Source organism: Shewanella sp. 10N.7 (assembly GCF_020806285.1).
In the GTDB taxonomy this organism is placed as follows: domain Bacteria; phylum Pseudomonadota; class Gammaproteobacteria; order Enterobacterales; family Shewanellaceae; genus Shewanella; species Shewanella electrodiphila.
The window spans coordinates 1-26,509 of the sequence record NZ_JAJGZS010000021.1; the positions used below are offsets into that span (position 1 = coordinate 1).

Below are 26,509 nucleotides of genomic sequence, written 5' to 3' on the forward strand. Positions count from 1 at the left end.
GAATGTTCCAATCTTTTTTCAATATCTTGTTGTTTCTAATAATTATTTCGTGGGGGTTCGTCAGGTTCAGAGTAAACTTTAACTACTTACCCTCATTGCTTTTGATGTTTTCTTATATAAAAATCAAATAAAGCCAATAAAACTAGATAAAATACAATGTATATAAAAATAGTAACTTTCTTTTCTGGAACAAACTGTAGTTTATAAATCAAGTCGTTAAAAACCACAAAAGCGCCATAGCCCATACAACCAGTAAGTAGCTTTGTTTTCTTTCGTTTATATATAGAGCTACACAATTTTGAATAAACGCTATTAAAATGCACTAAACTAAATAATATTGAATAAACTAGAAATTCAATATACCAATCAGAAAAGCCTACCAAATAAACAACTATATAAACACAAAACCAAGTTATGATTACCATAATCGCTTGATTGAAAACTTGATCATTATACTCCATGTTTTCTGAGTTTATTCCCCGCATAAATATCCTTAAAAAGTGGGTTCAGAGTAAACTGTATCCTGACCTTTGAGCATCAATTACACCACTGTCTTTCGCAGGGGATGCCGTCTCTATCACCGTCCATTTTTGTGCCTGGGCAGTTGTTGTTATAAAAAGTCGCTTCTTCACATGAACTCATGTGACTGCAATGAGTTTTACCTACTTCACATCTAAATGTTGGTTGGCTTGTTATTGGGTTGCTGTTTTGTACAGCGGGCTGCCATTCCATTTGTTCAATGTCTTGGTTTGTCAGTACTGGCGTTGCGGTCATTTCTTTATACTTCTGAAATCCAAATATACCGAGAGCTAATATGACTAAGAGAGGAATAAGCATGCCGCTAGATGATTTGTTATTGCCTTGTCGGTGATGAACACGATTGGACTTGCGGGTAGAGATGACTGCGACACCTTCGATATTGGCTTTTATCGCTTTGACTTTGCCATCGCTTTGAATCTCTGAAAAGTAGTTGATTTGGTCGCCAACGACAGGTTTTCTTGCCATGTGTTTGAGTATCGATATATGAATGAATATATCTTTACTACCTATTGAATCAGGTTTGATAAAACCAAAGCCTTTGTCGGCGTTCCAACGAACAAGTTTGCCTTTTTCCATGTTGTTCAATTTCTATTCCTTAGACAATCTGCTGACTATAACTACAATCTTGGCAATTCAAGGAGTAAGTCTCTTTGCGCTTTTGTACTTTGGTATTTTTGCTGTGGCACATGGGGCAGGCTTGCTTCATGGGCGTATTTTTAGTGCATTGATTACAATTAATGTAATAACCGAACTTACCGTACATTGGGATGTAATTTGTTGATTCACCGCAATGTTTACAGCTTAGTTTTACTTGAGGAATGGGTTGAGCCTCTTGATAGACGTTTGTAACTTGAGGCTTTGCTATTGGGGTGACTAATTCAGCTGTTGGATTGGATGTTGTTTGTTTACAGCTATTAATCTGGTTAATGCTATCAATATGCTGACTGAGTATGAAGTTACCTATGGAGTAGAGTTCTTGCTGGTTGAAGGCGGGTCTGGTGTCGTTAATATTGACTACACGCATTATTTTATTGCGGATATTCATAACGCTTTCTAGCTTATCAACTAAGAACTCTGTTTTAACTAACTGTTCTGAAACTGCTTTAGGCATGGACTTTCTGTCAATTAAGGTATCACTTGATACCACGCAAAGATTGTCCCATTTACGGCCATTAAACCCTTGTTGTTTTATTCCTAGTAGTTTCCCTAATACTTCTGCTTTGTGTTGCTTGAGTAGTTGTTTAAGCAACTTCTGTTGCAGTTCTACCTGCTTAATTGGCGATGGCATGCCTGACCATTTCTGATTAAAGCTCCGATTCCATTCACCTTGCTGATTAACCTTTACATGGCCTTTAATGCTTTTTGATTCAATCAGCACAAAGCCATAAGGGTAAATGATCAAGTGATCGATCTGGGCGACTTCATCATTAAAACTAAATTTGAAATCATTGATCACCAGTATTTCTGGGTGATCTTTAAAGGCGCGGCGTAAAAAGAAGGCCACGTTTTGCTCTTGCTTTTGACCCGCGATCGCTTGCGGTGAAGTGGTGTTTTGCAGGGTTTTCGTTTTGAGTATCATTTATCAACAGCATCCATTCATAACTTGATAAAAATCATTACCATAATACCCAATTATAGATTGATAAAGCTATGATTATTGATTGAATTTGTATAAAAATAGCAGTCAATTTAACCCTTTTTTAAAATCATCTTCCACTACACGCATCCACGGTTAATGGCTTTGCGTAACAGTACTGGCTTTGAGTAAAAGCCGTGAGAGTTATACCAAGGTTTATGGCATACTGGTTTGCATGCTATGGATCATTCTAATTATTGTCATTGCGGGCTGTGTTTTCTTGCCTGGCTTGTGGGTTAAGCACATCATGAGCAAGTACCAACAGCCCACTGATCGCTACCGTCATCAAGGTAGCGGTGGTGAATTTGCTCGCCATATTCTAGATCGTTTTGGCCTAAATGACGTTAAGGTTGAAGAGACGCCTGACGGTGATCATTATGATCCCGGGGCTAAGACTGTTCGCCTTTCGCCGGATAACTATTCCGGTCATTCCCTGACTGCTGTGACTGTCGCTGCCCACGAGGTAGGGCATGCTCTGCAGGATTCTCGCGGCGAGTCTTTGTTTTTGATGCGACAGAAGCTCGCTAGAACCGCGATGGTCGGTGAACGTATTGCCGGCATGATGATGTTCGCGGCGCCAGTGGTCTTAATGCTCACCCGTATACCGCAGGCAGGGGCGTTGACCATATTAATCGGCGTGCTGTCGATGGGGTTGAGCACTATTGTGCATCTGGTGACCTTGCCGGTGGAGTTCGATGCCAGTTATGGCAAGGCGCTGCCCATACTCAAAGAGGGCAATTACCTGCACGACGGTGACCTAAAGCATGCGGAGAAGATTCTCAAAGCGGCCGCGCTAACCTACGTGGCTGGCTCGCTGGCCAGCTTACTCAATCTTGGCCGCTGGATAGCGGTGCTGCGTCGCTAATAGGTTTTATCTAAGAGCCCCCTGTGTCAGGATTATGTTCGACGAGTTAGCTAGTTGCTAGTTCGTTAGTTGCTAGTTCGTTAAAGAAAGCTCTTTTCGAACAATGTCAGCACCCGCACTTAATGCTTGTAACTTTCCTCTTGCGACATCACGAGATAACGGCGCCATGCCGCAGTTAGTGCATGGGTACAGCTTGTCAGCATCGACGTATTTAAGCGCTTCACGTAAGGTGTTGGCGACTTCTTCTGGTGTTTCAATGCTATTGCTGGCGACATCAATAGCGCCGACCATGATTTTTTTACCGCGAATAAGCTCCAGCAGTTCGATGGGCACATGGGAGTTGTGACATTCCAGCGATATAATATCGATATTAGATTGCTGTAGCTTAGGGAAAGCCTGCTCATATTGACGCCACTCTGAGCCCAAGGTCTTTTTCCAATCGGTGTTGGCTTTTATGCCGTAGCCATAGCAAATATGCACCGCTGTTTCACACTTAAGCCCTTCAATGGCTCGTTCTAAACAAGCAATACCCCATTCATTCACTTCGTCAAAAAATACATTAAATGCAGGCTCATCAAATTGAATAATATCAACACCTGCAGCCTCTAACTCTTTCGCTTCTTGGTTGAGAATCTTGGCAAACTCCCAAGCCAGTTTTTCACGGCTTTGATAATGGGCATCATAAAGAGTATCTATCATGGTCATAGGGCCTGGCAGCGCCCATTTGATCGGTTGATTGGTTTGTTTACGCAGTATTTTTGCGTCTTCAACAAACACTGACTTTGGCCGAGAAACCGCACCGACTACTGTTGGAACGCTGGCGTCATAACGGTCACGAATTTTAATGGTTTTACGCTGTTCAAAATCGACACCCGTTAAGTGCTCAATAAAGGTGGTCACAAAGTGTTGGCGGGTTTGTTCGCCATCACTGACGATATCAATACCCGCTTGCTGTTGCTCTTGCAGCGACAAACGCAGCGCATCGTGCTTACCGTCAATCAACTCTTGACCCTGTAATTTCCAAGGTGACCATAGCGCTTCTGGTTCTGCCAGCCATGAAGGTTTAGGTAAACTGCCAGCCGTTGATGTTGGCAGTAATGTTTTCACTGTATTCGTCGTCATAAGAGCTGCTGTCCGTTTGGCTAAAATTGTTTCGATTGCGATTGTTTATTCATGTACTTGTTTTAGCACTTGTTATTGGTGCGAGTTATTCATGTACTTTTTATTCATATACTTGTTATTTATGCACTTGGTATTAGCGCTGCTGATTACAGCGAGTAGCTCGCAGACCATTGTTCTAGAATGGCTTGATACGGTTTGATGAAGTACTCCTCGGCAAACTTACCCTGTTTAATGGCTAATTTACTGCGCTCATCTCGGTCATAAACAATCTGAGTGATAGAGTGATCCTGATTGCTCAAGTTAGGTTGGTAACAGTTACCTGCCACGGCATTCGCGTTATAAATTTCAGGTCGGTATATCTTTTGAAACGTCTCCATGGTGCTGATGGTGCTAATTAACTCAAGGTTGCTGTAATCATTGAGTAAATCCCCAAAGAAGTAGAATGCTAGAGGCGCCACACTTTTAGGCGGCATAAAATAGCGCACTTGTAGACCCATTTTTTTGAAATATTGCTCAGTTAACGACGACTCATTCGGTTGGTACTCATAGCCCAGTAATGGATGTTGATTGCCCGTGCGCTGATAGGTTTTGTTATCTGACACACTCAGGCATATTACGGGTGTTTTTTTAAAGTGCTGTTTATAGGTGTCTGAATTAACGAAATACTTGAACAGCTTGCCGTGTAAGTCGCCGAAGGTATCAGGAATGCTAAATTGGCTCTGGCCTTTATTATGCTCAGACAGCAATACGCTAAAGTCATAATCTCGCACATAAGATGAGAAGTTATTGCCGACTATGCCTTCAATACGTTCGTTGGTTTGATGATCAATAATATGGGTTTTTAATACTTCAATGGAGGGAAACGTCTGGCCACTGTTTTCAATTTCCATATCAACAGAGACAATTTCAAGTTCAACTGAATAACGGTCAGCTTTTGGGTTGTCCCAGTAAGCTAACGCATTAAAACTATTATCAATCATTTTTAACGCATTACGTAAGTTCTGTTGGCGGCTCTCACCTCTGGCCAAATTAGCAAAGTTAGTGGTAATACGGGTACTGTCTGATGGCTGGTAGTTCTCATCGAGACAGATGTTTTTAATCGTAAAAGTAAATTCGTTATTCATGATGTTCTGGTATCCCATCTTGTGTAATCAAAGCTGAATATTGGTTAATATTTTGCTGCTTTTTGATAACTGCCATTCAGCAGTTTCAAGTTTTTCTAAGCTGTGTTTGATTTATACGTGTTTCATTACTTGATGAAAATTGATTAAATTTCCGCTGCAACATGAGCGCTATTCATGTTGAGTTTTGGGTGAAGAAAATGGCTGAGATAGCGCGGTATTAAAACGCTAATAATGGCAGCTGTCAGGGTAGGTGTAACTTGTTTGAATTAGTGGCCACGATGTTGTTTAACCATGCCTGAAATGATGCTTGCTGATTTGTCACCTGAAGGGATAAAGCGACAAGATTTGAGCGCCTCGATATCATAAGGTGTCGGGGATTTTTAATATCGATAGGGTGGAAGAGTATTTTGCAGCGTGTTTCAGATTCTGTGCTTATTTAGCGATTAGATACAAAAAATGGCTGAAATATGGCTTAATAATCAATAACGCAACTGCTGGTTGACAGATTAACAAGCTGGCTTGCTAGTGAGCAACTGCCTGATTTCTTATGCTTGCTGCTCAATTATTGATTAAAAGGACTCACTAATGATACTTGCAGATAAGATTATTAGATTAAGGAAGAAACTGGGCTGGTCGCAGGAAGAGTTGGCTGAGAAAATGAATGTTTCTCGTCAGTCTGTTTCTAAATGGGAAGGGGCAAATAGCATTCCTGATTTAAATAAAATCATTATGCTTTCACAGATTTTTGATGTGTCTACAGACTTCTTACTAAAGGATGAGAACGAGGAATTTGAAGTTGCTACGGAAGCCAAAGAACCAGGCATTAACCATATTACCCTAGAGCAAGCGACTGAGTATGTTGAGCATAAAATCGCAATGACGAATCTTGTTTCTAAAGGCGTGGTTTTGTGTGTGTGTTCTGCAATGCCGTTATTTTTCTTTATGGCGATGGCGGAAACGAATCGATTAAACATGACGGGTGATATCGCAGCGGCATTGGGTATTGTGAGTGTGTTGATTTTGGTGTCAGTTGGAGTGAGCTTTTTTATCAAGACAAACCAATATCAAGATGAAATAGCGGCGATAGAAGATGAACCATTTGAACTCGCTTATGGTGTTCACAGCGTGTTTCATGAAAAGCGTAAACAGTTTAGACCGGCTTATAATTTGCGTTTATCTGTCGGTATCTTCTGTTTTATTGTTAGCTTTGTTCCGCTGCTGTGCGTGAGTATTTTTTCTTTTGAGCAAGACATCGTTTTATTAATGATAGATGTACTGCTTTTTATCATTGCAGTTGGCCTATTCATTATTTTACCGGTTTCAGCAAAATATGATGCCTATAGCAATGTATTGAAAGAAGCCGTTAAAGAGACAGAGACAACTAGACGTACTAAACGAGCCGAGAAGTTGGCTGGATTTTATTGGCCCTTGCTGATTGCTATCTATCTTGGCTGGAGCTTTTGGACAATGGCTTGGGGTATCACTTGGATTATTTGGCCTGTTGGCGCCGTACTGTTTGCCGCACTCGTTGGCTTGATGGAATTACTTCACAAAGACACGCCTTAATTAATACGTGGGAATTAATACGAGGGAATTAATACGTAGGAAACAAGAAGTGGGAAATAAGATGTGGAAAATAAGGCGTGGGAAATCAGGGTACGAAGTTAATGCGCCGAAAGAAACCCAGAGTAAATCGCCAAGGGTAAACCTCTTCTGCGCACAATACATTTTATTCTGCATTAACAGCCGATAACGTCGTAAAAATGGACAACAAACGCTGCCCGTAGGGGGCGGCTAAATCGGATTCTGCATTGTTGAGCGTTTTTTGCGAACAAAGAGGGCTTAAATTGCTAGGCGGCAATTCACTCGCCGCGCTTAATCCGTTTTTATCTCGAACAAAACTCAACCCGTAATGAACAACACGTCCTAGTTAACACTTATTGATAATTGTTCTGCTAATTAAGGTTTTATTGATTTAATCATCTATAAGATCTATTAGCTTTGCAGTAGAGTGCGCGCAATTATGGCTTGGGAGGATTTATGGTAACAATTGAGTTAGTGGTGGTATTAGCTGCCATCTTTATCGGCGCACGGATTGGCGGCATTGGTATTGGCTTTGCTGGTGGTTTAGGTGTGTTGGTGTTAACTCTTGGGTTAGGTATGACCCCAGGCACCATTCCTATTGATGTGATTCTGATTATCATGTCGGTCATCGCAGCGATTGCGGCGATGCAAGTTGCGGGTGGATTGCAATATTTAGTTAATATTGCTGAACGGATCTTACGCCGAAACCCTAAGCAGGTAACTTTTTTAGCCCCAGTTGTGACTTACACCATGACATTGTTTGCAGGTACGGGACATACAGCATTTTCCACTTTGCCCGTTATTGCTGAAGTAGCTAAAGAGCAGGGCATTCGTCCCTCAAGGCCATTAAGTATTGCCGTTGTTGCCTCTCAAATTGCGATTACAGCGTCACCGATTTCAGCTGCAGTTGTGCTTATGAGTGGCATGCTTGAAAGTAAAGGCGTGGGCTATATCAGTTTATTGATGATTTGTATTCCATCTACTTTTCTTGCTTGTATGGTCGGTGCTTTTGTTGCCCAATTTATGGGTAAAGAGTTAAAAGATGACCCGGTTTATCAAGAACGTGTTGCGCAAGGTTTAGTGAGCAAACGCGAAACAAATAGCATTGAGTTACCTGCGAGCGCGAAGCGTTCAGTGATGGTTTTTCTGGTAGCTATTGTGGCGGTGGTGTTTTATGCCACGGCGATTAGTGATGCTGTTGCGCTTATTGAGAATCCGACATTACCGCGAAATGAAGCCATTATGGTCTTTATGTTAACCGCCGCCACTGCTATTACCTTGTTGTGTAAAGTGGATACGGCAGAGGTGCTTAATGCTGCGACGTTTAAGTCGGGTATGAGCGCGTGTATTTGTGTATTAGGTGTAGCGTGGCTTGGTGATACTTTTGTTTCTGGGCATTTAGAAGAGATTAAAGCGCTATCGGGTGGCTTGTTAGAAGAGCACTCGTGGATGTTGGCTATTATTTTGTTTTTAGCGAGCATGTTGCTGTACTCGCAAGCAGCAACAACTGCGGCGTTAATGCCATCAGCATTTATGCTAGGGGTTAGCCCAGAGGCGGCCATTGCTTCGTTTGCAGCAGTGAGTGCGTTATTCGTATTGCCAACGTATCCAACCTTGTTGGCTGCAGTTGAAATGGATGACACTGGCTCTACCCGCATTGGTCAATGGGTATTTAATCATCCTTTTGTGATACCGGGTGTGGTGTCTATTGTGAGTTCAGTGATTATCGGCTTTGTACTTGCTGAGATGATTTTATAGGCATAAACGATTAGTTTTACTATCTAGTCATACAAGCTGTAACTGAAAGTTGTTTGGGGTAGCTTATTGCTACCCCAATTATTTGCAGGGCTATTTATCTAGTTATTTATCTAGTTATTTATCTAGTTATTTATCTAGTTATTTATCTAGCTATTTGCTTAGTTATTTCTCTAATGAGTTAGCACAAATAGTGATTATTTGGTGCGGCTTATTTTGTCGAGATAGCCCATGACAAAGGCTGATAACACAAAAGTGATATGGATAAGTAAGTACCACATGATTTTGTCGTTTTCGATATTTTCGGCATTCATAAACACCTTCAATAAATGAATCGATGAGATGGCGACAATTGAGGCCGCGACTTTGTTTTTAAGCGAGCCTGAATCCATCTTGCCAAGCCAGTTGAGCTTTTCATCTTTATCAGCGACATCAAGTTGTGAGACAAAGTTTTCATAGCCTGAAAACATCACCATCACGATGAGCCCGCCAACCAAAGTGATATCAATCAGTGATAAGGCAATTAGCACTAAATCAACTTCTTTCATTTGAAAGATAATCGGTAAGATATGAAAGATCTCCTGAAAGAACTTCAGACCCAGTGCAATCAAAATCAGGCTTAATCCTAGATAAATTGGCGCCATGATCCAGCGTGATGCATACATCAATTTCTCAAACATTTGTTCCATTGGTAATCCAACCTTTAAATTAAAAATCGCTACTCATCAGCGATTTTCGAACAATACCACAATGATGCTAATCCACACTCATCATTTTAGCTTTCATCAAGATAATAAGTTTAGGTGATTTATCGGCACTGATGAGTTTACTTAAATTCAAGGCGCTAACTTAATTGTAGGTAGAACAAATATTGATATTGATGCACTTCTAAGCTGTAGATATTTTTTCTTGCTTGGCAAATTCATTGCCATTTTACTGATGCCAATAGCGCACGACTTTAGCTTTGAGGTGCCTTGCGCTAATGGCTATTAGTTATTGCTAGTTATGTCCTACCTTGGCTTGATTGTTAAGGCCCACATGCTTCAACGCCGCTTGTAGCGCTTCATAGCGGAATAAGAAGGTATTTTGTTCAGGCAAGGAGTCAATCACACGGAACTTATTTAATTGCTCACGGGTTTGCGGATTTGGGCACAATAAAAACACTTCACAATGAGCATCTTGGGCATCTTTAATCGCATTTTCTAGTGCTAAACCGACTGTCACATCAATCATGGGGACGTCGGTTAAATCTAAAATCATCGCTTCATATTCGCTAATACTGTTGTGCTGACGTGATATTGCTTTCGATACGCTGAAAATCATCGGCCCCGACAAATAAAAGAACAACACTTTGCCGTTGGCTTGATCCAATAAATCACTTTCGCTTTGCGTGAGTGGTACGGTGTTTTGGTCTGCATCACTTATGGCTTTGACTTGGCGAGCTTGTTCACGGCTAAGGCGTTCAATAATGATGATGTTTGAGATAAACACCCCTAATCCGACCGCAACAATCAAATCGACAAACACAGTAAGCAGCATAACGCCGTACATGATGGCCATGCCTGCAACACTGACTTTATGAGCGCGCTGAATAAAGCTCCAATCTAAAATATTAAAGCCCACATAGACAGCAATACCAGCCAGTACCGCCATCGGAATAGGTTCGGTTAATCCACCTGCCACTAACACAACTAATGCCAGTACTAACGCACGTGTCATGCCCGAAACCGGTGAACGCGCACCTACTTGAATGTTGGTTACTGTGCCCATCGTTGCGCCTGCACCGGGTAATGCGCCAAATAAACCGGCCAACATATTAGCTAAACCTTGGCCGCGTAATTCTTTATCTGAATCATGTTCTTTACGGGTTAATGAGTCGCCAATCACGGCTGTCAGTAAGGTATCAATACAGCCTAAAGTTCCGAGCACTAAGGCATCAATAATCATGGTGGTGAAGATTTCACTATTGATATGCGGGATGACGATTGAAGGAAGGCCAGCTGGGATCTCGCCAATTCGGCGTATGCTGTCATCATCAAAAAATATGATCGACAGTAATGTGACTGCGATTAACGCGACCAGTTGTGCGGGGACATATTTACGGTATTTTTGTGGGAATAAAAATAAGGTGACTAGGGTTAATATGCCTAAAAATAGTTCTTTGAAATCTATGTTTAGTAAGGTCTCTGGCAGCGCATTAAGTGTCCCAATAACACCGCCAGCAGGAGCTGCATGGCCTAAAAGTGGCGACAACTGTAAGATGATCAAGATAATACCAATGCCAGACATGAAACCAGACACTACGCTGTAGGGCATTAGGGTGACATATTTACCTAATTTGAGCATGCCCAGCAAAAACTGAAATGCACCAGCCATCATTACAATGGTAAATGAAATTGCTACGCCTGATTCTGGGTATTTGGCCACCATGGTGGTCAAAATAGCCGTCATGATCACTGTCATTGGGCCCGTAGGCTCAGAAATGAGTGTCGAAGAACCGCCAAATAATGCGGCAAAAAAACCAACGAGAATGGCGCCCCATAACCCCGCTTCTGCGCCAGCACCTGACGCTACACCAAAGGCGAGAGCAAGTGGTAATGAAATAATGGCAGTAGTAACACCACCAAATATATCTCCCTTTAGACTGACATCTTGAAAGCGTTGTTTAAACAAAGCGAATACCACCTAAAACGTTAGCAACACAAAATTTTGCAGCATTGTATAGTGAATATATTAATGGGATCAATGTCGCAAATGTAATTGAATTTGTGAGCTTGTTTTGTGGGTGGTATTTATTGCATGAGATTACATTTTTAGGCAGAATTTCGCTAAATAAGGCCATGTCTTTTAGAGTTATTAGCTTCTTAAATATAGCTTCTTAAGCTGTGGTTTCTTTAAGCTTGGGTTAATTTAAGCTTGGCCGCCGCAGTACTTTTTTATCTGAATGTTGGACAGTGTGAACCGATTTTTAAAGCAGGCAAATTATAAATTACTTTTAAGTTCAAGCTCATTATATTGATTTAATCTTGGCCTCAGGTAGGGTTGTTACAGTCTGTTACGACGTCAATTAATTCAACATTTAAAGAGAGCATTGCTATTATGGGGACTTCTAATTCAAACACTACTCGCCGCAAGCCTTTAGTGGGCTTGGGTATTGTCGCTGCTATTATCGTATTGATTGCGGTAGTTTTTTCGGTTTTGCCTAAAGGTTTTAAAACTTCTCATGAGGATATTGGTTCGGGTATCTCTGCAGTCGTATTTGTCTATGATCCCAACCTTGCTGTAAGTAATAGCCAGACAGAGCAAATGAATGAGGCTCGTGGTGCATTAGGTGATGATGTTGCTTTTCTTATTGCAAGGATCGGTACCCCAGAGGGTGATCAGTTTATTGGCAAGTATCAAGCCAGACCTGCTGAGGTACTCCTTTTTGAGCCAGTAGGTAAGTTGGTGAAAAGGCAGTATGCATTGAAATCGGCTACCGAGTTAGTGCAGTGGGTTAACTCACTTAACTAAATTCACGAGCAAGCTAGAGAATGGATTGAATCAGTCTTATTTTTACTGATTAAAAAGCCTTGATAGCGAAAACTATCAAGGCTTTGTTGTTTGTGCTTACAGGTGAGTCATTTTTCTGTAGTGTTAATATCTTATTGGTTTACTGCTTATAGACTTGGCCGTCTTTCATCACAAACGTTACGTTTTCCATTAAGCTGATATTCTTGAGGGGATCGCCATTAACAGCAATAATGTCAGCTAAGAATCCTGCTTTAATTTGCCCTAGGTTGTCTTGTTTTAATAATTTAGCACTATTAATTGTCGCAGCCTGTAAAGCTTGGGTTGGGGTCATACCAAATTTAACCATGCGTGAAAATTGATTGCCGTTATCACCATGTGGGTATACCGCTGCATCTGAACCAAACACCATGTTAGCCCCCGCTTTTACTGCTGCTCTAAAGCTATCTCGCTGCGCCTGTGATACTAATTTTTCTTTATTGATATTTGCTTCTGGCACACCATTAGCTGCACCGAATGCAAGGGTATACTCGGTATTATAAATATCGCAAGATAAGTAAGTGCCCGCTTCTACAGCCATTTCTATCGCTTCACTATCCATGAAACTACAATGCTCAATACTATCGACGCCAGCTTTGATTGATGCTTTTATGCCATTGGTACCATGGGCGTGAGAGGCGATAACTAAACCACGCATATGTGCCTCATCTACGGCTGACTTTATTTCTTCATAGGTTAACTGTTGAACCCCTACTTTGGTTCCTTTTGAAAACACACCACCTGTGGCACACACTTTAATGGCATTGGCGCCATATTTTATATTTTCACGCACTTTAGCGCGTATTGCCCAAGGCCCATCAGCCACCCCTTGTGCCTTTGCCTTTTTTTCAGGAGATGAAAAGTTATCATCGCAATGTCCGCCAGTAATACTAATAGGGTGGCCTACAGCCCAAATTCTTGGGCCTGCAATTTCACCCGCATTAATACCATCGCGGGTGGCGATAACGGCGTAGCCTGCAGCGCCCAAGTCACGGACGGTAGTAAAGCCAGCCTTCAAGGTTATCTCAGCATTTTTAACCGCTTTGACCGTTTGGCGTGGAATAGAATAATTTTGTGCGGCCAAAAAGTTATCCTGTGCATCACCGGCTAGGTGAACATGCATGTCCATTACACCAGGGAGTATGGTTTTACCACTGAGATCGATAAGTTTGTAATCATGATTAGTTGGTATCTTTGACTGCTGGGTGACCTGGCTTATCTGATTGTCACTAATGACGATGGCTACGTCTGTAATGGTTTTTCCTTTTGCGACATCAACGTAAGCATCTGCAATTAATAAAGTATCTTGTGCTAGGGTTGGCATGCTCATCGTTAGCGCAATTATTGTGGCTAACGATAACGACAGAGAGGATTTCCTGTTTATTTTTGGTTGCGCCATTGGTGTTCGATATTTGATTTCCATCTTTGTGGCTTCCCTTTTATTATTTTTGTTTGAAACAAGATTGAAACCCATCATACGATAAATGTTATGGCAAAGTTAATTGGTGACGCTGTTGAATTGAAACAACTGATGTATGAGAAGTCGTTTTAGCACTTATTTAATCGCGCTATTTATGCTTTTTAAGCCAATATTCATCCGCTTCTTTAATGAATGGGCCTTTATTTTCGAGCCAGTTTTCTCGTACGCTCAAGCTGTAGTTTAAGTAGAGTTTGTCTTCAAATACGGTAAAAGCGAGTGGGTCACTACTGACCACAAAGCCACTGCTCATGGCATAGGCGCAGTATCCTCCGTATTGCGGTATATATCGCTCAGGGGATTGTTCAAATAACTGTTGATGCTGCTGGCTGGCAAATAACCACTGAGTGCCTTGGTATTCAATCTGAAATTGGCGGTCACCTTTTACGGCTTTATTGTCGGTAAAATAAGCGACAACATCATATCCAGAAACAGCATAACCTTCGTTATTATAGATGGGGTGTTTATTTAAGCTGGTGCAGCCAGCCATGATGAATAATATCAGTGGCAGTAATAGTGTCGTCAGTAATTTCATCTCATATCCTTTGGAAGACTTCGCCTTATTCAGTTGTAAAGTACAACTGGTCTCGCTGGTTATCTTGATAAAGAATGAGACCTAATAAAACAGTAAATCATTTCAGAAAGAGTGAAATAGCCAAGAATATTTAAATACAAATTGTGATTACAATGCGCATTCACCTTGGCTGAGTTCGTTGGTTAATCTGCGTAACATGGTTTCAGAGGTAAAACCACGGCGCTTGGCAAGGATGGTGCCTTTGGTATCAAGTACTAAAGTGGTTGGAAAGCCTTTCACGCCACCGCTTTTACGTACAAACATTTTATTGCTTTGCTTAGAGGGTATATCGGCTGAAAAATGACGTAATTCGCGTTTGAGTTGGCTTTTAGAGCCTTTATCCCCGACTAGAGTAAAGTGCACGCTATTGCCACATTCGCCTAATAGCTCTGTGATTATTTTGCCCTGCTTTTTACACCAACTGCAATCGGGTTGAAAGTACATCAACACGGTAGGTTTTTCTGCATGGTAACTCACCGAGGATTGACTGGTGCGCAAATCCTTTAATTGGATTTGCGCCACAGAAAGTGCGGTATTCGTATGATCTGCACTGGCAGTGCTACCGAGAGCTAAAGCTGTCAGTAGCAATAGGCAGTTAAAGCTTGCCTTCAACGCCAACATAGAATTCTCGACCATGAAGTGGACCATAGATGTAAGCTACGTCATAGCCGCCATCAGCATCATAAAACAGTGGTGATTCACCTTCTTCTATTTGGGTGTAGTTGAAGATATTAGATAAACCGCCATAGACCTTGATGTTATTGTTGCTGGACTATGTCATGCCTACTTCAGTGGAGATATTGCAATTTCAGTGCTGCATTTATTCTTACACTATTCATATCGAAGATTTTTGGGTTAAATGCTACTATAAATAAAATAACAATAATTTCACATCGTCATTTATGCCCAAGCTTAGCGACTTAAAAAACGATAATAATATAGCGCTCAGTAACGAAAGTTTACATTCTCTCCTTTGGGGGCTGTTACTCACTTTTGTTGTGTGTGCTTGTGTGCTGAGTACTTCTGTTAAAGCTGATACCATCGTTATTCCTGAGTTCCAGCAAGGCAGCCTGGGTAAGCAAACTCAGTACTTTAGAGAGCAAGATAGCAAGCTTTCATTGAGCCAAGCCCTTGAGCATTTTGAAGCGGGCTCGCTCACTCGTGGCAGCAGTAACTCTATTTCTTTAGGCATTGATGTGACTCCAGTCTGGATGATATTTACGGTCAATAACACATCACATTCGCCAACTCCTTACCGACTTTCAGTTGAAACACCGTGGATTGATTACATCGATACTTGGCTAATACAAGATGGAAAAGTGGCGCAACATATTGCTGGTGGCGATGGCTTGCCCTTTGAATCAAGACCCATGCAATATCGTTTTTACGCATTTGAACACGCCTTTGTTTCGGGTGAAACCCAAGTCATTATGCGCGTAGAAACAAAAGGCCCGATGGCACTGCCGATACAATTTAGCTCATTAGTACAAGCCATTCATCGTGATATTAATAGCGGTTATCAATATGGCGCTTTATACGGCATTATGCTGGCGCTTGCGCTATATAATTTGGTGCTTTTTGTATATATTCGACAGAGAGAATATTGTCTTTACGGCTTATATCTTCTAGGTTTTGTGCTTAACAGTCTGTCTTATACGGGCCAATTACACACCATTATTACCTATGATTTTGGTGCTTACTTTCAAGATTGGCTCGATATATTCCTCATGATTACCTACAGCGTAGCTGGATTGCATTTTGCTCGTTCATTACTGCAAACAAAGGAGTATGCTCCTGGATTAGATCGATTTGTGTTACGCACTACCTTATACATTCCTTTCGGAATGCTGATTGGTTTTATTTTCAATCAGTTGTTTTTCTCCATGGTGCTAGCGTTTTTACTTAACACCTGTTTTGTGGTGCTATTTATCGCCATGGGCGTTAAAGCGCTGAATGCTAAAAAACCATTTGCAGTGATTTTTATTCTTTCCTCTGTCACTGCCGCCATATGTATCACTATCTCAACATTGGCAGTTGCAGGGGTGTTAGTGCCGTATAACGACTACACCTTTAAGGCTATTGAAGTCGGTATGGCGTTCGAAGCCATTTTGTTAGCTTCTATTCTGGCTCGCCAATTTAGAGTTGCTCAAATTGATAAATTGATTGCTGAAAAATACGCCCGCACCGATCCACTGACTGAGTTAAATAATCGTAGAGGGTTTCAAGAATTAACTGAGCCCCTTTGGCAGCAGATCGTTTATCAGAAGGGTGACGCATCGTTATTATTAATCGATGTCGACTCTTTTAAAGATGTTAACGACACTCATGGTCATAGTGTTGGTGATGAGGTGTTGAAAGCCATTGCTAAAGTGATTTCTGAATCCTGCCGGCAAGGTGATATTTCAGCGCGCTGGGGCGGTGAAGAGTTCATTGTATTTTTACCTCGTACCTCTCGCGATAGTGCCATTACTCAAGCTGAAGTGATAAGAGAAGCGATAGAAAAAGTTGAATTTTTAGCGCTAGAGCTTTCGTTAACCTTAACCGCTAGTTTTGGTGTGGCAGGTTCAGTAGCCAATCAGTTTGAGGATAGCCCGTTAACTTTAGCAAGGTTTGAGCCTATGATTAAAAATGCAGACAGAGCATTATATATCGCCAAATATAGCGGTAAAAACCAAGTAAGAATAGTGAGTTAACGTTCAAGTTCTCGCTTGTTGAACACTGATTTACAGCTAGAAATATCATTAGCTAAACAAAAATTAATGGTCGAATACTCTTGTAATGGTAGAATGCGCGCAATCAAGCCACAAGGCTTTCATCCCGCTTTGCTTCATATCAGATTAGAGTCATTATGAAACGGATTTTATTACCTACCTTATTAGCATTTTCAAGTGCTGCTGTTGCTGTTGAACCACTATTTGAAACACCAAAAGATATGGAGCCGACTTGGGTCGATGACATTTTATCTGTGTTTGGTGCTGATGGTGAATTTGATGACAGCAAACCGATTGATATGAGTTACTTACCAACTGCTTATTACACGCCTGAGAAAAAATTTGGCGTGGGATTGTTGATGGTAGGCTTATATAAAACCGAAGGTTCTACACCGGAAGAGCAGCCTTCATCATTGGTGCTGAACTCTTTTGTGTCGATGAATAACTCCTATGGTATTGAAGTTGAAAACATGACGTTTTTCAATGGTGGTAAACAAAGGCTGTTACTGGATTTAGAGCTATACAATGAAGCTGCAGTCTACTATGGCCAAGGCATTGAAGAAGGCAATATCGATGCCAACCATCATGAGTATGAAGAGCAAGCTTATAGCTTTAAACCTCGTTGGATGACAGAAATTGCTGACAATTACTTTTTAGGTGTTGGAGCGGATTTTACTTATTCTAGTGCTGAAAAGCTGGAGTTAGTTGAAACTGGTGAGCCGGTTGACGAAAACAGCCTATTGCCGAGTAACTTTAGTTCTGGTGTTGTCGTCACCAGTATTTACGACTCCCGTGACTATCGTTTGAATGCCACTAAAGGTTGGCTATTTCAAATTGATGCAGGGTTATATCAAAACAGCGAATATTCTACTTTTTCGACCTATAATATCGAGTTAGCCAACTATATTGATTTAAGCTCAACGTCTATTTTAGCTAATGCTCCTGGTTTAATTGCTTGGCAAGTCCAAGGTAATTTTACCAGTGGTGATGTGCCTTGGAATATGCTGCCTGACTTGGGTGGTTCTAGTGCCATGCGTGGTTTCATTAAAGGCCGATACCGTGACGAGCAAATGATGATGGGACAAGTTGAGTATCGTTTACCGATTTTCCAACGCTATGGCATGGTATTTTGGGGCGCGGTTGGCAGTGTTGCACCTAATGTCAGTGACTTAACTGAAGAGCTATTAGCCTCATACGGCACAGGTTTCCGCTTTAAAATCAAAGACAATATTAACTTACGTTTTGATGTTGGTGTGGGCGAAAACGAAACTAACTTTTACTTAAATGTGAACGAAGTATTTTGATGATCTTGCCGATTGATTTTTTTCCGCTTAAGCGTTTGCTCGCCATAGTCTTAATGTTGTCTTTCAGTCAGCAGGTTATTGCTGCGCTTGAAGAAAATCAGTTAGTAGAAAGTCAGTCAGTAAAAAATCAGTCAGTAGAAAGCCAGCCTAAAAAAAAGCTATCTACAAAAAAGCAGTGCACCCGTCATGCCAATTACGACATTTATCTCAGTGGTATTCATACTGGCACAATGAAAAGAGCGGAAAATTGGCAGGGTAAGTCAGCGGTGGTTACCTCGACAAGTAAAGCGAGCATTTTAGGGATCGGCACTCAATATGATCAACGAGCAGAACTGTCATGGTCTGATACGACCGAAGAATGGATCACTGAGCGATTTCATCAGTTAGTCACAGGGTTTCGTGCAAGGGATATGAAAGTCTCTTTAAGTAAGGACGGGCTTGAGTCAGAGGTGGATATTGATGGCGATATCGACCGCTATAAATCGGCTCACATACCGCTAAGAGATGTCGATACTTTAGCGATTCAAATGCGTCAATTGTTAATGCAAGGTCGCAGCCAGTTTGCGTTAGTTAGACAAGCTTCAGATGATATCGAGCCGTATCAGTTGTATGTTAAACCCACGATTAAGGCAACAATTGAACCATGGGGGGAAATGAAATTGATCCCTGTTGAGCAGTCAGGAGCTGAGGAAGTGACCTATTACTTTGCTCCGGATATGGACTATCAGTTAGTCAGAGCTCGCTATCATGGTTTCATTTTACAAGGGGTTATTGAGCTTAACGAGTACAACTCAACATGTGAGCGACTGACACAATAACTGCTTGCTAGTAACTCTTGCTTAAGCTTGCTGTGATAAAAATAAGCTGATGCAATATCAGCTTATTTTTGAACGAACTATGTAATCGAACTAGAAAGTAAATCCAGTCTGTATAGCAAAGCCCATATTGTTCTCATCGCTGTAACTTGCTGATAAGTCGAAGTGGAATAAGCTGAAGGTCGATAAGCCGATACCTGCTGTAATACTATCATCAGTGTTATTGCTTAAGTCCGTTTGATAACCCGTTCGTAATTTTACCCAACTATCTGGGAAAAATTCGATACCAATTGCAGCAATTTGTTGATTATCTTGGGTGGCATCAAACAAGGTCGACGTTCCACTGATCTCGCTGTAACCTTCAGACTCATTAAGCTGAACATCAATAGCTGCTACTAAGTAACTATTTTGATAATTTGCACTGACTGTGTAAGTCGGACTGAGTTCGTACTGTCCTTTTACCCTTTCAATTATTTCAGTGTCATAGCTATTTTTGATTAGGTTTTTACCGACAAAACCGAATCCATAACCATCCTTGTGTTGAAAGGCGATACCCACATCTAAGTTGAAGTTACTATCATCATTCTGGTAGCGATCATCATCCCAATCATCAAACTCGAAGTTTTCAATGTCGGTAATATAATTGATGGTATTTACAGTTTGGTACTTAGGTGAAGCACCATAAAAAAGGCTACCAGACTCAAACTGATGCGAGTTTGCTAAGCTAACGCCTATTTCAGATATGATGACGCCCATTGTTAGCGCTTGTGAATTGATATCCTGATTGATGATGTTACTTGGATCGAGATCTTCATCGGCAATATCAGCAAATACTAAGGCGTCAGCATAGGCTTGAGCAAATAAATTAACCGCAACAAGGTTGCTTGGAATAGCAATGGCTAACTGGGTGCCCGCTTGCACTTGAGCATAATTGCCTTGCACCTTTTTAAGCTGATCAATCACCACTTGGGCGTCGGCTTCAGTGGGATTCTCCAAGAACTTGAAATCATCATACACATCAGAAAAATCTTCAACATTCTCAATAAGATCGCTTGGGTCGTTAACATGTGCGCCCAGTGAGGGGATCAATAAACCGACATTGTCATTTTCTTTAAAGTTCGCCGCTAGCGCTGGGTTGTGAAAAGGGGCTGTGAGGTAATCTGCAGTGCTTACGCCTACACCACCCATGGCAAGAGCGCGGGCATCAAAACTGTGGTTGTTTGCGTGAGCAGAAGTAGCAAAGGCGGCAACGATACAAATAGGTAAATACTTAAGCATATTATTTTTAGTTATTTTAAACATGTTCATCCTGTAACACTATGATATAAATTGTTATTTTTAATGTTTTTTCGCAACAGATAATAACAGTAAATGGTTTTTGTTTTTTCATAAAACGTGCAAATATCAACCATTAACACACTGTTTTTGTTAAACTTTGTATCATGTGTAGATAAGTTATTTCATTTTAGGTTTTTAGCTCTCTTTTCAATGGCGAACATAACCTGATTTATGTCACTTTTTGTAAAATTTCCATTAGAAATATTCTTTAGGTCTGATTTATTACTGTGAGTAAGCTTTTGCTGTATTTAAGCTTAAGTAAACTACCGCTTTATGAATGAGTTAGTCAGATTTGATGATGGTGGCACTATGCAAGATAGAGGCGTAATTGAGTATTTTCGATGGTTATTTTATAAGGACCGCGAGTTAAGTTCATGGGCATTTAATATTGTCTTAGGCTTAGTGTTATTGTGGGGAATTAGCTGTATTTATGCTGTGATTACTTATATGCCGCAACATGACTTATTAAAAGCGGGGGTGCTTTGGGTCTTGGGGGTGTATTTAAGCATTATTGTATTAGGCGTGCTATTGGGCGTTAAGTCTCAAAAGCCCCTATATAGCTTTATTGGCTATACATTGATGACAACAGGGCCGACCTTGTTACTCAGTTATATTCTCCCCCAAGAAATTCTTCTACCTTTATGCGACGGTTTGATATTTATTGCATTCATGCTGGGTATTATTTTACTGTTATCAGCCAAATTACCTGCTTTGTTTCAATCCTTCATTGCCATACTCTTTGGTATTTTAGTCAGTTTAATTGTGACCGAAATAACATGGATGATGATATTTGATTCCTCTCATGGCCTTTGGCATTGGTTTGGTGCTTATCTGTTTTGTGCTTTTATTTGTTATCACTGGTCACAATACACCGAAAAGGAGAAAACAATCGATAACGCAATTGATTCAGGTAGTGCCCTTTACCTTGAGAGTGTCATATTCATTGGAAAAACCTTAATAAACCTGGGCTTAAAGCGCGATTAATTAGTGCCTTTTATTACAAGTTATTATCGACATTATAATTCCATAAACTATTAAAAGTTTCACTTGAGTGTTGATATGCTCTCAGTTGCTCATAATGATTGGTTTACTTAGGGTATATGGTGCCTTTTATCATCTGACTCTTTTTTATCCTTGGCGTTTTAGATGGATGATGCTGCTCTGTTCGCTTGCAGTTTATGAGTGCTTGCTGAGCAATAATATGATCTAAACAGCAATATTTGATATTTATTTGCACAATTTAGCATCAGGATAAAATTTATCTTTACTTATTTTCGCTTCAGGAATACATTCGCCGAAAATAGTCTATAGGGCTTTCTCACCTTTAGCCGACAAGAACGCTTTACCCTTCCAAAATCTTACATTAAGTAGTACGAAATTGACGATAATCAAGCATGGCAATGTTGAAAACAACATTGTTACCCCTGTAGTTGGTTTAACATTTTTCGCTGTCGCATCGGGCTTTTTAATGAGCCTTATTCCATTGTCATTAGCTCATTTTGGTATCAATCAATCTTTAACGCCTTGGCTTGCCAGTGTGTTTTATTTTGGTTTGCTGTTAGGGGCAACTTGTATTCAAGGGGTCATTAAAAAGCTAGGGCACCGACGCGCCTTTATTATTTTTTTATCTCTTGTGGGTTTGACTGTGGCGTTAATGCTACTCATTCCTCATCAGGTGACTTGGCTCGCTGCAAGGTTTATTGCAGGTATGGCTGTAGCAGGGGTATTTGTGGTGGTTGAGTCGTGGTTACTCATGGCTAATTGTCCTAAGCAGCGAGCAAAGCGCTTAGGTTTATATATGGCGGCGCTTTATGGCGGTAGTGCTGTAGGACAACTGGCTATTTCTGTCTTAGGCACCGAAGGCATACAACCTTATCTGTATGTATTAGGACTACTGTTTTTAGCGACTCTGGCGCCTGTACTGATCCGTTCAGGTCAGCCGGTTAGCCACGACCAACAATCGATTAACCGCAAAGAAATTCGCCATATTAGTCGTCCTGCGATTATTGGTTGTATTGTGTCGGGATTATTATTAGGGCCTATTTATGGATTGATGCCGTCTTATCTTAGCCATTCAAGTGCTTATGCTGAGCATACGGGGTTATTAATGGCGAGTATTATACTGGGCGGCATGCTAGTTCAACCTGCGGCGAGTGCCATGTCGACTCGCATGAGCAAGAGCTTACTGATGGCTATTTTTTGTCTATTGGGTTGCTTGGCTGTCATGGGCGTATTGGAGTCAACGAGTGTTGTCATGATGGCGTTAAGCTTATTAATGCTAGGGGCGAGCAGTTTTGCCCTTTACCCAATAGCCATTACGTTAGCTTGCGATAGCTTACCAGTTGAAAAAATGGTGTCTGCTACCGAGATGATGCTGTTGTGCTATAGCGTAGGTTCAGTATTAGGCCCGTTATTGGCGACCACATTTACTCAGGCAAGTAACGGTTTAATTATCTACTTAGGTGTGTGTTTAATAACCACTTGTATTTATATGCTGCTTAAGAGCGCAGAAACCATTTCATCAGGTCAAAAGCCGATTGCTGGGTAGATATAGTTGAAAAGAAGAACTCCTAATAGGCATTAGGAGTTCGAGTCTCAGTTACGCTAGCCAACTAACAAGGCTTATTGATTCAGTTCTAACTGGTAAAAAGTCGCTTGTGTATAGTCGCCACTTTCCATGCCACGCCATTGACAATCTGAGCTGTTTTTCTTGGTATTACATTGGTTGTAAGCCCCTGCTTTGTAATACATCCAGTCAGTGCCGTAGCCTTCATCCACTTCGTGGCCTTGGTATTGACCTTTAGCCAAATCAACCGCGAAGGTTTTTGTTACTTCGTTGTCGGTGCCAGGGTTCTTAGTAAATAACAGGTGCATGGTGTCGCCCGTTACATTGACCTCATAAGAGAATATTTCACCGAGTTTAATGCCATCTTGTGGATCGGCAGCATTCTCACGTAGGTTGTATTCGCCAAATACATTATGACGGATATCTTGACGCAGCTTTTTACCATTTTCATCTTTGGCATCTTGCAGCTCTGGAATCGGGTTTAGCTCATAGTTCCATGCGATTGAGCCGTATTCATGGTTCGGTAGTTTGCGATAAGAAATTTTTAATGGTTCATTATCAGAGCCGTGAATTTGGCCAATTACGACCGAGTACGCCCCGTTCTTTTTAGGGTTACCGCTGACACTGACATGATCAACCGACAGTGTCGCTTTTAATTGGCCGCCAATAGCGCCATATTCATTGGCGTCAGGGTGAGAGGCAACCACAAAGTTGTTTTTAGGCTCGCCATAATGCTCTGCTAACATGGCACGCAATTCACTGCGGGTATTTTTACTATTTGGCGTCGTCGGTGCTTCATTTGGTGCAACGAACACCAAGGCGCCAGTATCTTTATTAGTGTAGAACCATTCAGGGTGGGCATAAGGCGTTTCGGTATTGCCCAGTTGAGTTTTATCAATTTCTAGTGCTTTGCCTTTGCGTTTACCTGTTTTGGTTAATTCCGGTAAGGTAATTTTCCAATTGGTTAAATCAAAATTTTGCGCAGGTGCTTTAGCTGGATCAAGGTTAAATTTTTTGGCGGTATCAGTTTCAACTGATGCCACTGCAGAGCCAGCAACGATAGTTGCAATCAAAACACTAAGTTGGAGTTTTCTCATTGAGCCTTTCCTCTGGAACATGCCATTAAAGTCTACCTAAGATACTACAATAATATTGTATTACAATATTGTGATCGAGTTGGATGATTTGATCAATTGAGCAAAATATTATTGAAATACAGCCCGACTTGAATCAAATGCACTAATTTAACGACTCATTTAACCAGTCATTTAACCACTTACCCATTTACTCAGTTACTTATAGCGAGTTGAATCTATTTAAAGCCATGGCAGTCGCATGGGTAGCTTGCATAGTACGGGCACTGGTTTTAGTGATGGAGATAAAACCATGCATACAGTCGTCAAAATGCTGATGATGAGTGCTAATACCAGTTTGTTTGAGACGATTTGCGTATGCAATGCCATCATCCCTTAAAGGATCGTAACCTAAGGTTAATATATAGGTATTTGGTGAGTCACTAATGTCATCTGTTAACAAAGGGCTGGCTAAAGGTAATGCGATTTCATTCAATGAGTTGAGGTAATGCCCTCTAAAATAATCCACTAAGGTTCGAGTTAGGAGCAGTTGTTTATTGAAGCCACGGTAGGACTCAGTTAAGCCTTGTAAATCAAGCATCGGATAGATTAAAAACTGGAATGCAGGTTTTGCTATAGCAATAGACGGTAACGCTGATTGCAGCTGCTTTAAGCCGATAATACAAGCAAGGTATGCACCTGCGCTATCACCACCGACTCCAATATGTTCAGCTTGAATATGCAACTCTTGATGGTGGTCGTTAATATAGTTCCATGCGTCAATGGCATCACAAATTGGGGTAGGGAATTTATACTCAGGGGCTAAGCGATAATCGACAGCAATAACATTCATGTTGCCATGTTTAGCCAAGTACCGACAAAAACGATCATGGGTATTTAAACTACCAATCACACAGCCTCCACCATGAAAGTACACCAGTGTTTTTTGCGCAGTTTTAACTAAGTCAGCATCAATCTTTTGCTCGAAAACAGGATAATATGCACGGAGTTTGATTGAGCTCTCTTTGTCAGTATGTGTGGTGACAGGGATACTTGAGTCGATAACCTTCGCCATTTCAATCTTACTTAAACCCAATAATCTGTCCATTGTGCTATAAACATGTCTAAATGCTTTTGGCGGCAATTTATGTAATGGCGCTAAGGTCAGCAGTTTGGCTGCCATTCGTTGTTTAGCTTCTAACTTTGGCGCTTGTAATCTTATCGATGTGGCGCTTTGACTCATTTATTCATTCCTTTTTATAAATTACAGTTTGGACCAATTAACGACTTAACACCTTCATAAACAAGCGGTTGATAACAGGAGGTGAAACACTACTTAAGCAATGTAACATACTATAAAGCGACCCGACTGTTCTATGGGTTCTAGGTTGATTAACTTGCTTTTCAATCACAGTAATCACTTCTTCAGCGGTTAAATGCCGACCTAGTTTTGTCATCACTTTAGCGGTTTTTTGTTGTGTATTAAGCATTTTAGTAGCGATAAATGGCGGCAGCACCTCGCATAGCCGAACTCCATATTGAGCAAGTTCTAACTCAAGTGCTTCAGTGAGCCCTTTTATTGCAAATTTACTGGCGGAGTAGCTTGCTAACTCAGGCACACCATAATCACTGCTTGCAGATGACATATTGATAATGGTGCTAGTGTGGTTTTGTTTTAAATAAGGCAGTACAGGCAAGTATTGAAATCCATACCGCTTGAAGAGGTAGCCTTGCAGTTAGGCTTTTACGATGGCGCTAATTTCAGTCATAGCTTTAAACGATGTAAAAATATCACCCCGAGCCAATATCGAAAGCAGGTAAAAAAACAATACTAAAACGGCCAATCATAGATTGGCCGTTTTAAAGGTCTTGCACACTACTTACTCAGAAGATCGAGAAGTTTATTAAGGCTGCATTTGCGCTTTAGCCGCTTCAACTTTTGAAAAATCTAAGCCTAACTCGAGTACAGCTTCTTTAATCAACGCTGGGTTTTGCATTACCATCGCCATTAGCTGTTGTAGCTTTTCAGAAGGAATGCCAAGTTGACCGATGATATTCATCGCCATCATTGGGTTTTGAGTTAATGCTTGAAACATTTCACTGATTTTTTCATCACTGACACTGTGTTCTTTTAACAGGGCAATAATTGGATTCATTGCTAGACCTTGTGGTTAATTGAGAGGGATAATCGTCCTATTTTACCATTTATATCTTAGTTTTGCAGAGTGAAAATTTCGGCTGTGATTCCAGAGTCGATTTAAGGGGTAAGTTGAAAATTTAAAATCATGTAGCCTGTAGCTAAAACAATTATAAGGCTATGTATTTGTAGCTATGTGGCAAAGGTGTAGCTATGTGGCAAAAGTTAAAAATCTAAACGGTGTTATTTACTTCAACAATCCATACTCACTAATTCATATTCAGCAATCCATAATCAATAATTAAAAAGCCAGTAGCGCGGGCTACTGGCTTTTTATAT

25 protein-coding genes are annotated in these 26,509 nt (G+C 41.0%); 10 read left to right on the top strand and 15 right to left on the bottom strand.

Translation table 11 applies throughout. The features are described 5' to 3' along the window. Positions 1–92: 92 nt before the first annotated feature. From LMH66_RS13815 to LMH66_RS13825, 3 genes are read right to left on the bottom strand one after another with little or no spacing between them, the layout of a single operon-like run. Positions 93–485 carry a hypothetical protein gene (locus tag LMH66_RS13815; RefSeq protein ID WP_229370700.1) on the bottom strand — a complete coding sequence of 131 codons (393 nt, stop codon included), beginning with the start codon at positions 483–485 and terminating at the stop codon, positions 93–95. Positions 486–537: 52 nt separating this feature from the next. Continuing rightward, positions 538–1,116: an excalibur calcium-binding domain-containing protein gene (locus tag LMH66_RS13820; RefSeq protein ID WP_229370770.1), complete on the bottom strand. Its 579-nt coding sequence runs from the start codon at positions 1,114–1,116 to the stop codon at positions 538–540. 19 nt (positions 1,117–1,135) lie between these two features. Beyond that, complete coding sequence (locus LMH66_RS13825; RefSeq protein WP_229370702.1) at positions 1,136–2,119, bottom strand: nuclease-related domain-containing protein; 984 nt, start codon at positions 2,117–2,119, stop codon at positions 1,136–1,138. Positions 2,120–2,351: 232 nt separating this feature from the next. Here LMH66_RS13825 and LMH66_RS13830 point away from each other — a divergent pair, with 232 nt between their 5' ends. Further along, positions 2,352–3,041, top strand: a complete 690-nt coding sequence (locus LMH66_RS13830) for a zinc metallopeptidase (RefSeq protein ID WP_229370703.1) — start codon at positions 2,352–2,354, stop codon at positions 3,039–3,041. Positions 3,042–3,113: 72 nt separating this feature from the next. Here LMH66_RS13830 and LMH66_RS13835 read toward each other — a convergent pair whose 3' ends face one another. After that, positions 3,114–4,148 carry a methionine synthase gene (locus LMH66_RS13835; RefSeq protein WP_229370771.1) on the bottom strand — a complete coding sequence of 345 codons (1,035 nt, stop codon included), beginning with the start codon at positions 4,146–4,148 and terminating at the stop codon, positions 3,114–3,116. Positions 4,149–4,309: 161 nt separating this feature from the next. Beyond that, a complete protein-coding gene (locus LMH66_RS13840) occupies positions 4,310–5,287 on the bottom strand; it encodes a DUF1852 domain-containing protein (RefSeq protein ID WP_229370704.1) in 978 nt (325 codons plus the stop codon). A gap of 585 nt (positions 5,288–5,872) precedes the next feature. On the opposite strand from LMH66_RS13840, the gene LMH66_RS13845 reads away from it, so the two are divergent. Both LMH66_RS13845 and LMH66_RS13850 read left to right on the top strand, forming a co-directional pair. Then, on the top strand, positions 5,873–6,853 hold the full coding sequence (locus tag LMH66_RS13845) for a helix-turn-helix domain-containing protein (protein ID WP_102527732.1): 981 nt from the start codon (positions 5,873–5,875) through the stop codon (positions 6,851–6,853). Between the two features lie 474 nt (positions 6,854–7,327). Beyond that, entirely contained in the window at positions 7,328–8,629 is a 1,302-nt protein-coding gene (locus LMH66_RS13850) for an anaerobic C4-dicarboxylate transporter (protein ID WP_229370705.1), read from the top strand. A 194-nt stretch (positions 8,630–8,823) separates the two neighbouring features. On the opposite strand, the gene LMH66_RS13855 is transcribed toward LMH66_RS13850, so the two are convergent. Together LMH66_RS13855 and LMH66_RS13860 are read right to left on the bottom strand one after the other, a co-directional pair. After that, positions 8,824–9,315: a TIGR00645 family protein gene (locus LMH66_RS13855; RefSeq protein WP_102527734.1), complete on the bottom strand. Its 492-nt coding sequence runs from the start codon at positions 9,313–9,315 to the stop codon at positions 8,824–8,826. 310 nt (positions 9,316–9,625) lie between these two features. Further along, positions 9,626–11,299 (bottom strand): SulP family inorganic anion transporter, encoded by a 1,674-nt coding sequence (locus LMH66_RS13860; protein ID WP_229370706.1) that lies wholly within the window; start codon positions 11,297–11,299, stop codon positions 9,626–9,628. A gap of 426 nt (positions 11,300–11,725) precedes the next feature. Here LMH66_RS13860 and LMH66_RS13865 point away from each other — a divergent pair, with 426 nt between their 5' ends. Then, complete coding sequence (locus tag LMH66_RS13865) at positions 11,726–12,139, top strand: hypothetical protein (RefSeq protein WP_229370707.1); 414 nt, start codon at positions 11,726–11,728, stop codon at positions 12,137–12,139. A 139-nt stretch (positions 12,140–12,278) separates the two neighbouring features. Here the strand turns inward: LMH66_RS13865 and LMH66_RS13870 are convergent, their stop codons facing one another. The 3 genes from LMH66_RS13870 to LMH66_RS13880 form a co-directional block, all read right to left on the bottom strand. Further along, complete coding sequence (locus tag LMH66_RS13870; RefSeq protein ID WP_420709426.1) at positions 12,279–13,598, bottom strand: amidohydrolase family protein; 1,320 nt, start codon at positions 13,596–13,598, stop codon at positions 12,279–12,281. A 145-nt stretch (positions 13,599–13,743) separates the two neighbouring features. Next, positions 13,744–14,187: a YHS domain-containing (seleno)protein gene (locus LMH66_RS13875; protein WP_229370709.1), complete on the bottom strand. Its 444-nt coding sequence runs from the start codon at positions 14,185–14,187 to the stop codon at positions 13,744–13,746. Between the two features lie 147 nt (positions 14,188–14,334). After that, the gene (locus LMH66_RS13880) at positions 14,335–14,862 is read right to left on the bottom strand and encodes a TlpA family protein disulfide reductase (RefSeq protein ID WP_229370711.1); all 528 of its coding nucleotides are present in this window, start codon (positions 14,860–14,862) and stop codon (positions 14,335–14,337) included. Between the two features lie 374 nt (positions 14,863–15,236). Between LMH66_RS13880 and LMH66_RS13885 the strand changes: the two genes are divergently transcribed. From LMH66_RS13885 to LMH66_RS13895, 3 genes are all read left to right on the top strand, one after another. Then, complete coding sequence (locus LMH66_RS13885) at positions 15,237–16,919, top strand: sensor domain-containing diguanylate cyclase (protein ID WP_229370712.1); 1,683 nt, start codon at positions 15,237–15,239, stop codon at positions 16,917–16,919. A 155-nt stretch (positions 16,920–17,074) separates the two neighbouring features. Next, positions 17,075–18,241 (top strand): BamA/TamA family outer membrane protein, encoded by a 1,167-nt coding sequence (locus LMH66_RS13890; RefSeq protein WP_229370713.1) that lies wholly within the window; start codon positions 17,075–17,077, stop codon positions 18,239–18,241. Next, entirely contained in the window at positions 18,238–19,059 is an 822-nt protein-coding gene (locus tag LMH66_RS13895) for a hypothetical protein (protein WP_420709427.1), read from the top strand. Before LMH66_RS13890 ends, LMH66_RS13895 begins: the two co-directional genes overlap by 4 nt. 90 nt (positions 19,060–19,149) lie before the next feature. Here the strand turns inward: LMH66_RS13895 and traF are convergent, their stop codons facing one another. Beyond that, positions 19,150–20,358 (bottom strand): conjugal transfer protein TraF, encoded by a 1,209-nt coding sequence (gene traF / locus LMH66_RS13900; RefSeq protein WP_229370714.1) that lies wholly within the window; start codon positions 20,356–20,358, stop codon positions 19,150–19,152. 309 nt (positions 20,359–20,667) lie between these two features. On the opposite strand from traF, the gene LMH66_RS13905 reads away from it, so the two are divergent. Further along, positions 20,668–21,378, top strand: coding sequence for a hypothetical protein (locus LMH66_RS13905; RefSeq protein WP_229370715.1), 711 nt, complete (start codon positions 20,668–20,670; stop codon positions 21,376–21,378). Positions 21,379–21,772: 394 nt separating this feature from the next. Continuing rightward, positions 21,773–22,942 carry an MFS transporter gene (locus tag LMH66_RS13910; protein ID WP_267869179.1) on the top strand — a complete coding sequence of 390 codons (1,170 nt, stop codon included), beginning with the start codon at positions 21,773–21,775 and terminating at the stop codon, positions 22,940–22,942. A 74-nt stretch (positions 22,943–23,016) separates the two neighbouring features. Here the strand turns inward: LMH66_RS13910 and LMH66_RS13915 are convergent, their stop codons facing one another. From LMH66_RS13915 to LMH66_RS13925, 3 genes are all read right to left on the bottom strand, one after another. After that, positions 23,017–24,057: a polysaccharide lyase family 7 protein gene (locus tag LMH66_RS13915; protein WP_102527743.1), complete on the bottom strand. Its 1,041-nt coding sequence runs from the start codon at positions 24,055–24,057 to the stop codon at positions 23,017–23,019. A gap of 199 nt (positions 24,058–24,256) precedes the next feature. Further along, positions 24,257–25,276 (bottom strand): alpha/beta hydrolase, encoded by a 1,020-nt coding sequence (locus tag LMH66_RS13920; RefSeq protein WP_229370716.1) that lies wholly within the window; start codon positions 25,274–25,276, stop codon positions 24,257–24,259. Positions 25,277–25,313: 37 nt separating this feature from the next. Beyond that, a complete protein-coding gene (locus LMH66_RS13925; RefSeq protein ID WP_229370717.1) occupies positions 25,314–25,730 on the bottom strand; it encodes an SDR family NAD(P)-dependent oxidoreductase in 417 nt (138 codons plus the stop codon). Between the two features lie 3 nt (positions 25,731–25,733). On the opposite strand from LMH66_RS13925, the gene LMH66_RS13930 reads away from it, so the two are divergent. After that, positions 25,734–25,868 (top strand): helix-turn-helix domain-containing protein, encoded by a 135-nt coding sequence (locus LMH66_RS13930; protein WP_267869180.1) that lies wholly within the window; start codon positions 25,734–25,736, stop codon positions 25,866–25,868. Between the two features lie 69 nt (positions 25,869–25,937). Here LMH66_RS13930 and LMH66_RS13935 read toward each other — a convergent pair whose 3' ends face one another. Next, complete coding sequence (locus LMH66_RS13935; RefSeq protein WP_229370719.1) at positions 25,938–26,189, bottom strand: DUF2999 family protein; 252 nt, start codon at positions 26,187–26,189, stop codon at positions 25,938–25,940. Positions 26,190–26,509 lie beyond the last annotated feature (320 nt).

What these genes read in the sequence shown, in the direction of transcription:
- LMH66_RS13845 (WP_102527732.1), top strand. Translation starts at nt 5,873, where the DNA reads ATGATACTTGCAGATAAGATTATTAGATTAAGGAAGAAACTGGGCTGG.
- LMH66_RS13840 (WP_229370704.1), bottom strand. Translation starts at nt 5,287, where the DNA reads ATGAATAACGAATTTACTTTTACGATTAAAAACATCTGTCTCGATGAG.
- LMH66_RS13865 (WP_229370707.1), top strand. Translation starts at nt 11,726, where the DNA reads ATGGGGACTTCTAATTCAAACACTACTCGCCGCAAGCCTTTAGTGGGC.
- LMH66_RS13935 (WP_229370719.1), bottom strand. Translation starts at nt 26,189, where the DNA reads ATGAATCCAATTATTGCCCTGTTAAAAGAACACAGTGTCAGTGATGAA.
- LMH66_RS13875 (WP_229370709.1), bottom strand. Translation starts at nt 14,187, where the DNA reads ATGAAATTACTGACGACACTATTACTGCCACTGATATTATTCATCATG.
- LMH66_RS13850 (WP_229370705.1), top strand. Translation starts at nt 7,328, where the DNA reads ATGGTAACAATTGAGTTAGTGGTGGTATTAGCTGCCATCTTTATCGGC.
- LMH66_RS13825 (WP_229370702.1), bottom strand. Translation starts at nt 2,119, where the DNA reads ATGATACTCAAAACGAAAACCCTGCAAAACACCACTTCACCGCAAGCG.
- LMH66_RS13915 (WP_102527743.1), bottom strand. Translation starts at nt 24,057, where the DNA reads ATGAGAAAACTCCAACTTAGTGTTTTGATTGCAACTATCGTTGCTGGC.
- LMH66_RS13880 (WP_229370711.1), bottom strand. Translation starts at nt 14,862, where the DNA reads ATGGTCGAGAATTCTATGTTGGCGTTGAAGGCAAGCTTTAACTGCCTA.
- LMH66_RS13920 (WP_229370716.1), bottom strand. Translation starts at nt 25,276, where the DNA reads ATGAGTCAAAGCGCCACATCGATAAGATTACAAGCGCCAAAGTTAGAA.
- LMH66_RS13820 (WP_229370770.1), bottom strand. Translation starts at nt 1,116, where the DNA reads ATGGAAAAAGGCAAACTTGTTCGTTGGAACGCCGACAAAGGCTTTGGT.
- LMH66_RS13890 (WP_229370713.1), top strand. Translation starts at nt 17,075, where the DNA reads ATGAAACGGATTTTATTACCTACCTTATTAGCATTTTCAAGTGCTGCT.
- LMH66_RS13815 (WP_229370700.1), bottom strand. Translation starts at nt 485, where the DNA reads ATGCGGGGAATAAACTCAGAAAACATGGAGTATAATGATCAAGTTTTC.
- LMH66_RS13905 (WP_229370715.1), top strand. Translation starts at nt 20,668, where the DNA reads ATGAATGAGTTAGTCAGATTTGATGATGGTGGCACTATGCAAGATAGA.
- traF (WP_229370714.1), bottom strand. Translation starts at nt 20,358, where the DNA reads ATGTTTAAAATAACTAAAAATAATATGCTTAAGTATTTACCTATTTGT.
- LMH66_RS13855 (WP_102527734.1), bottom strand. Translation starts at nt 9,315, where the DNA reads ATGGAACAAATGTTTGAGAAATTGATGTATGCATCACGCTGGATCATG.
- LMH66_RS13830 (WP_229370703.1), top strand. Translation starts at nt 2,352, where the DNA reads ATGCTATGGATCATTCTAATTATTGTCATTGCGGGCTGTGTTTTCTTG.
- LMH66_RS13870 (WP_420709426.1), bottom strand. Translation starts at nt 13,598, where the DNA reads ATGGAAATCAAATATCGAACACCAATGGCGCAACCAAAAATAAACAGG.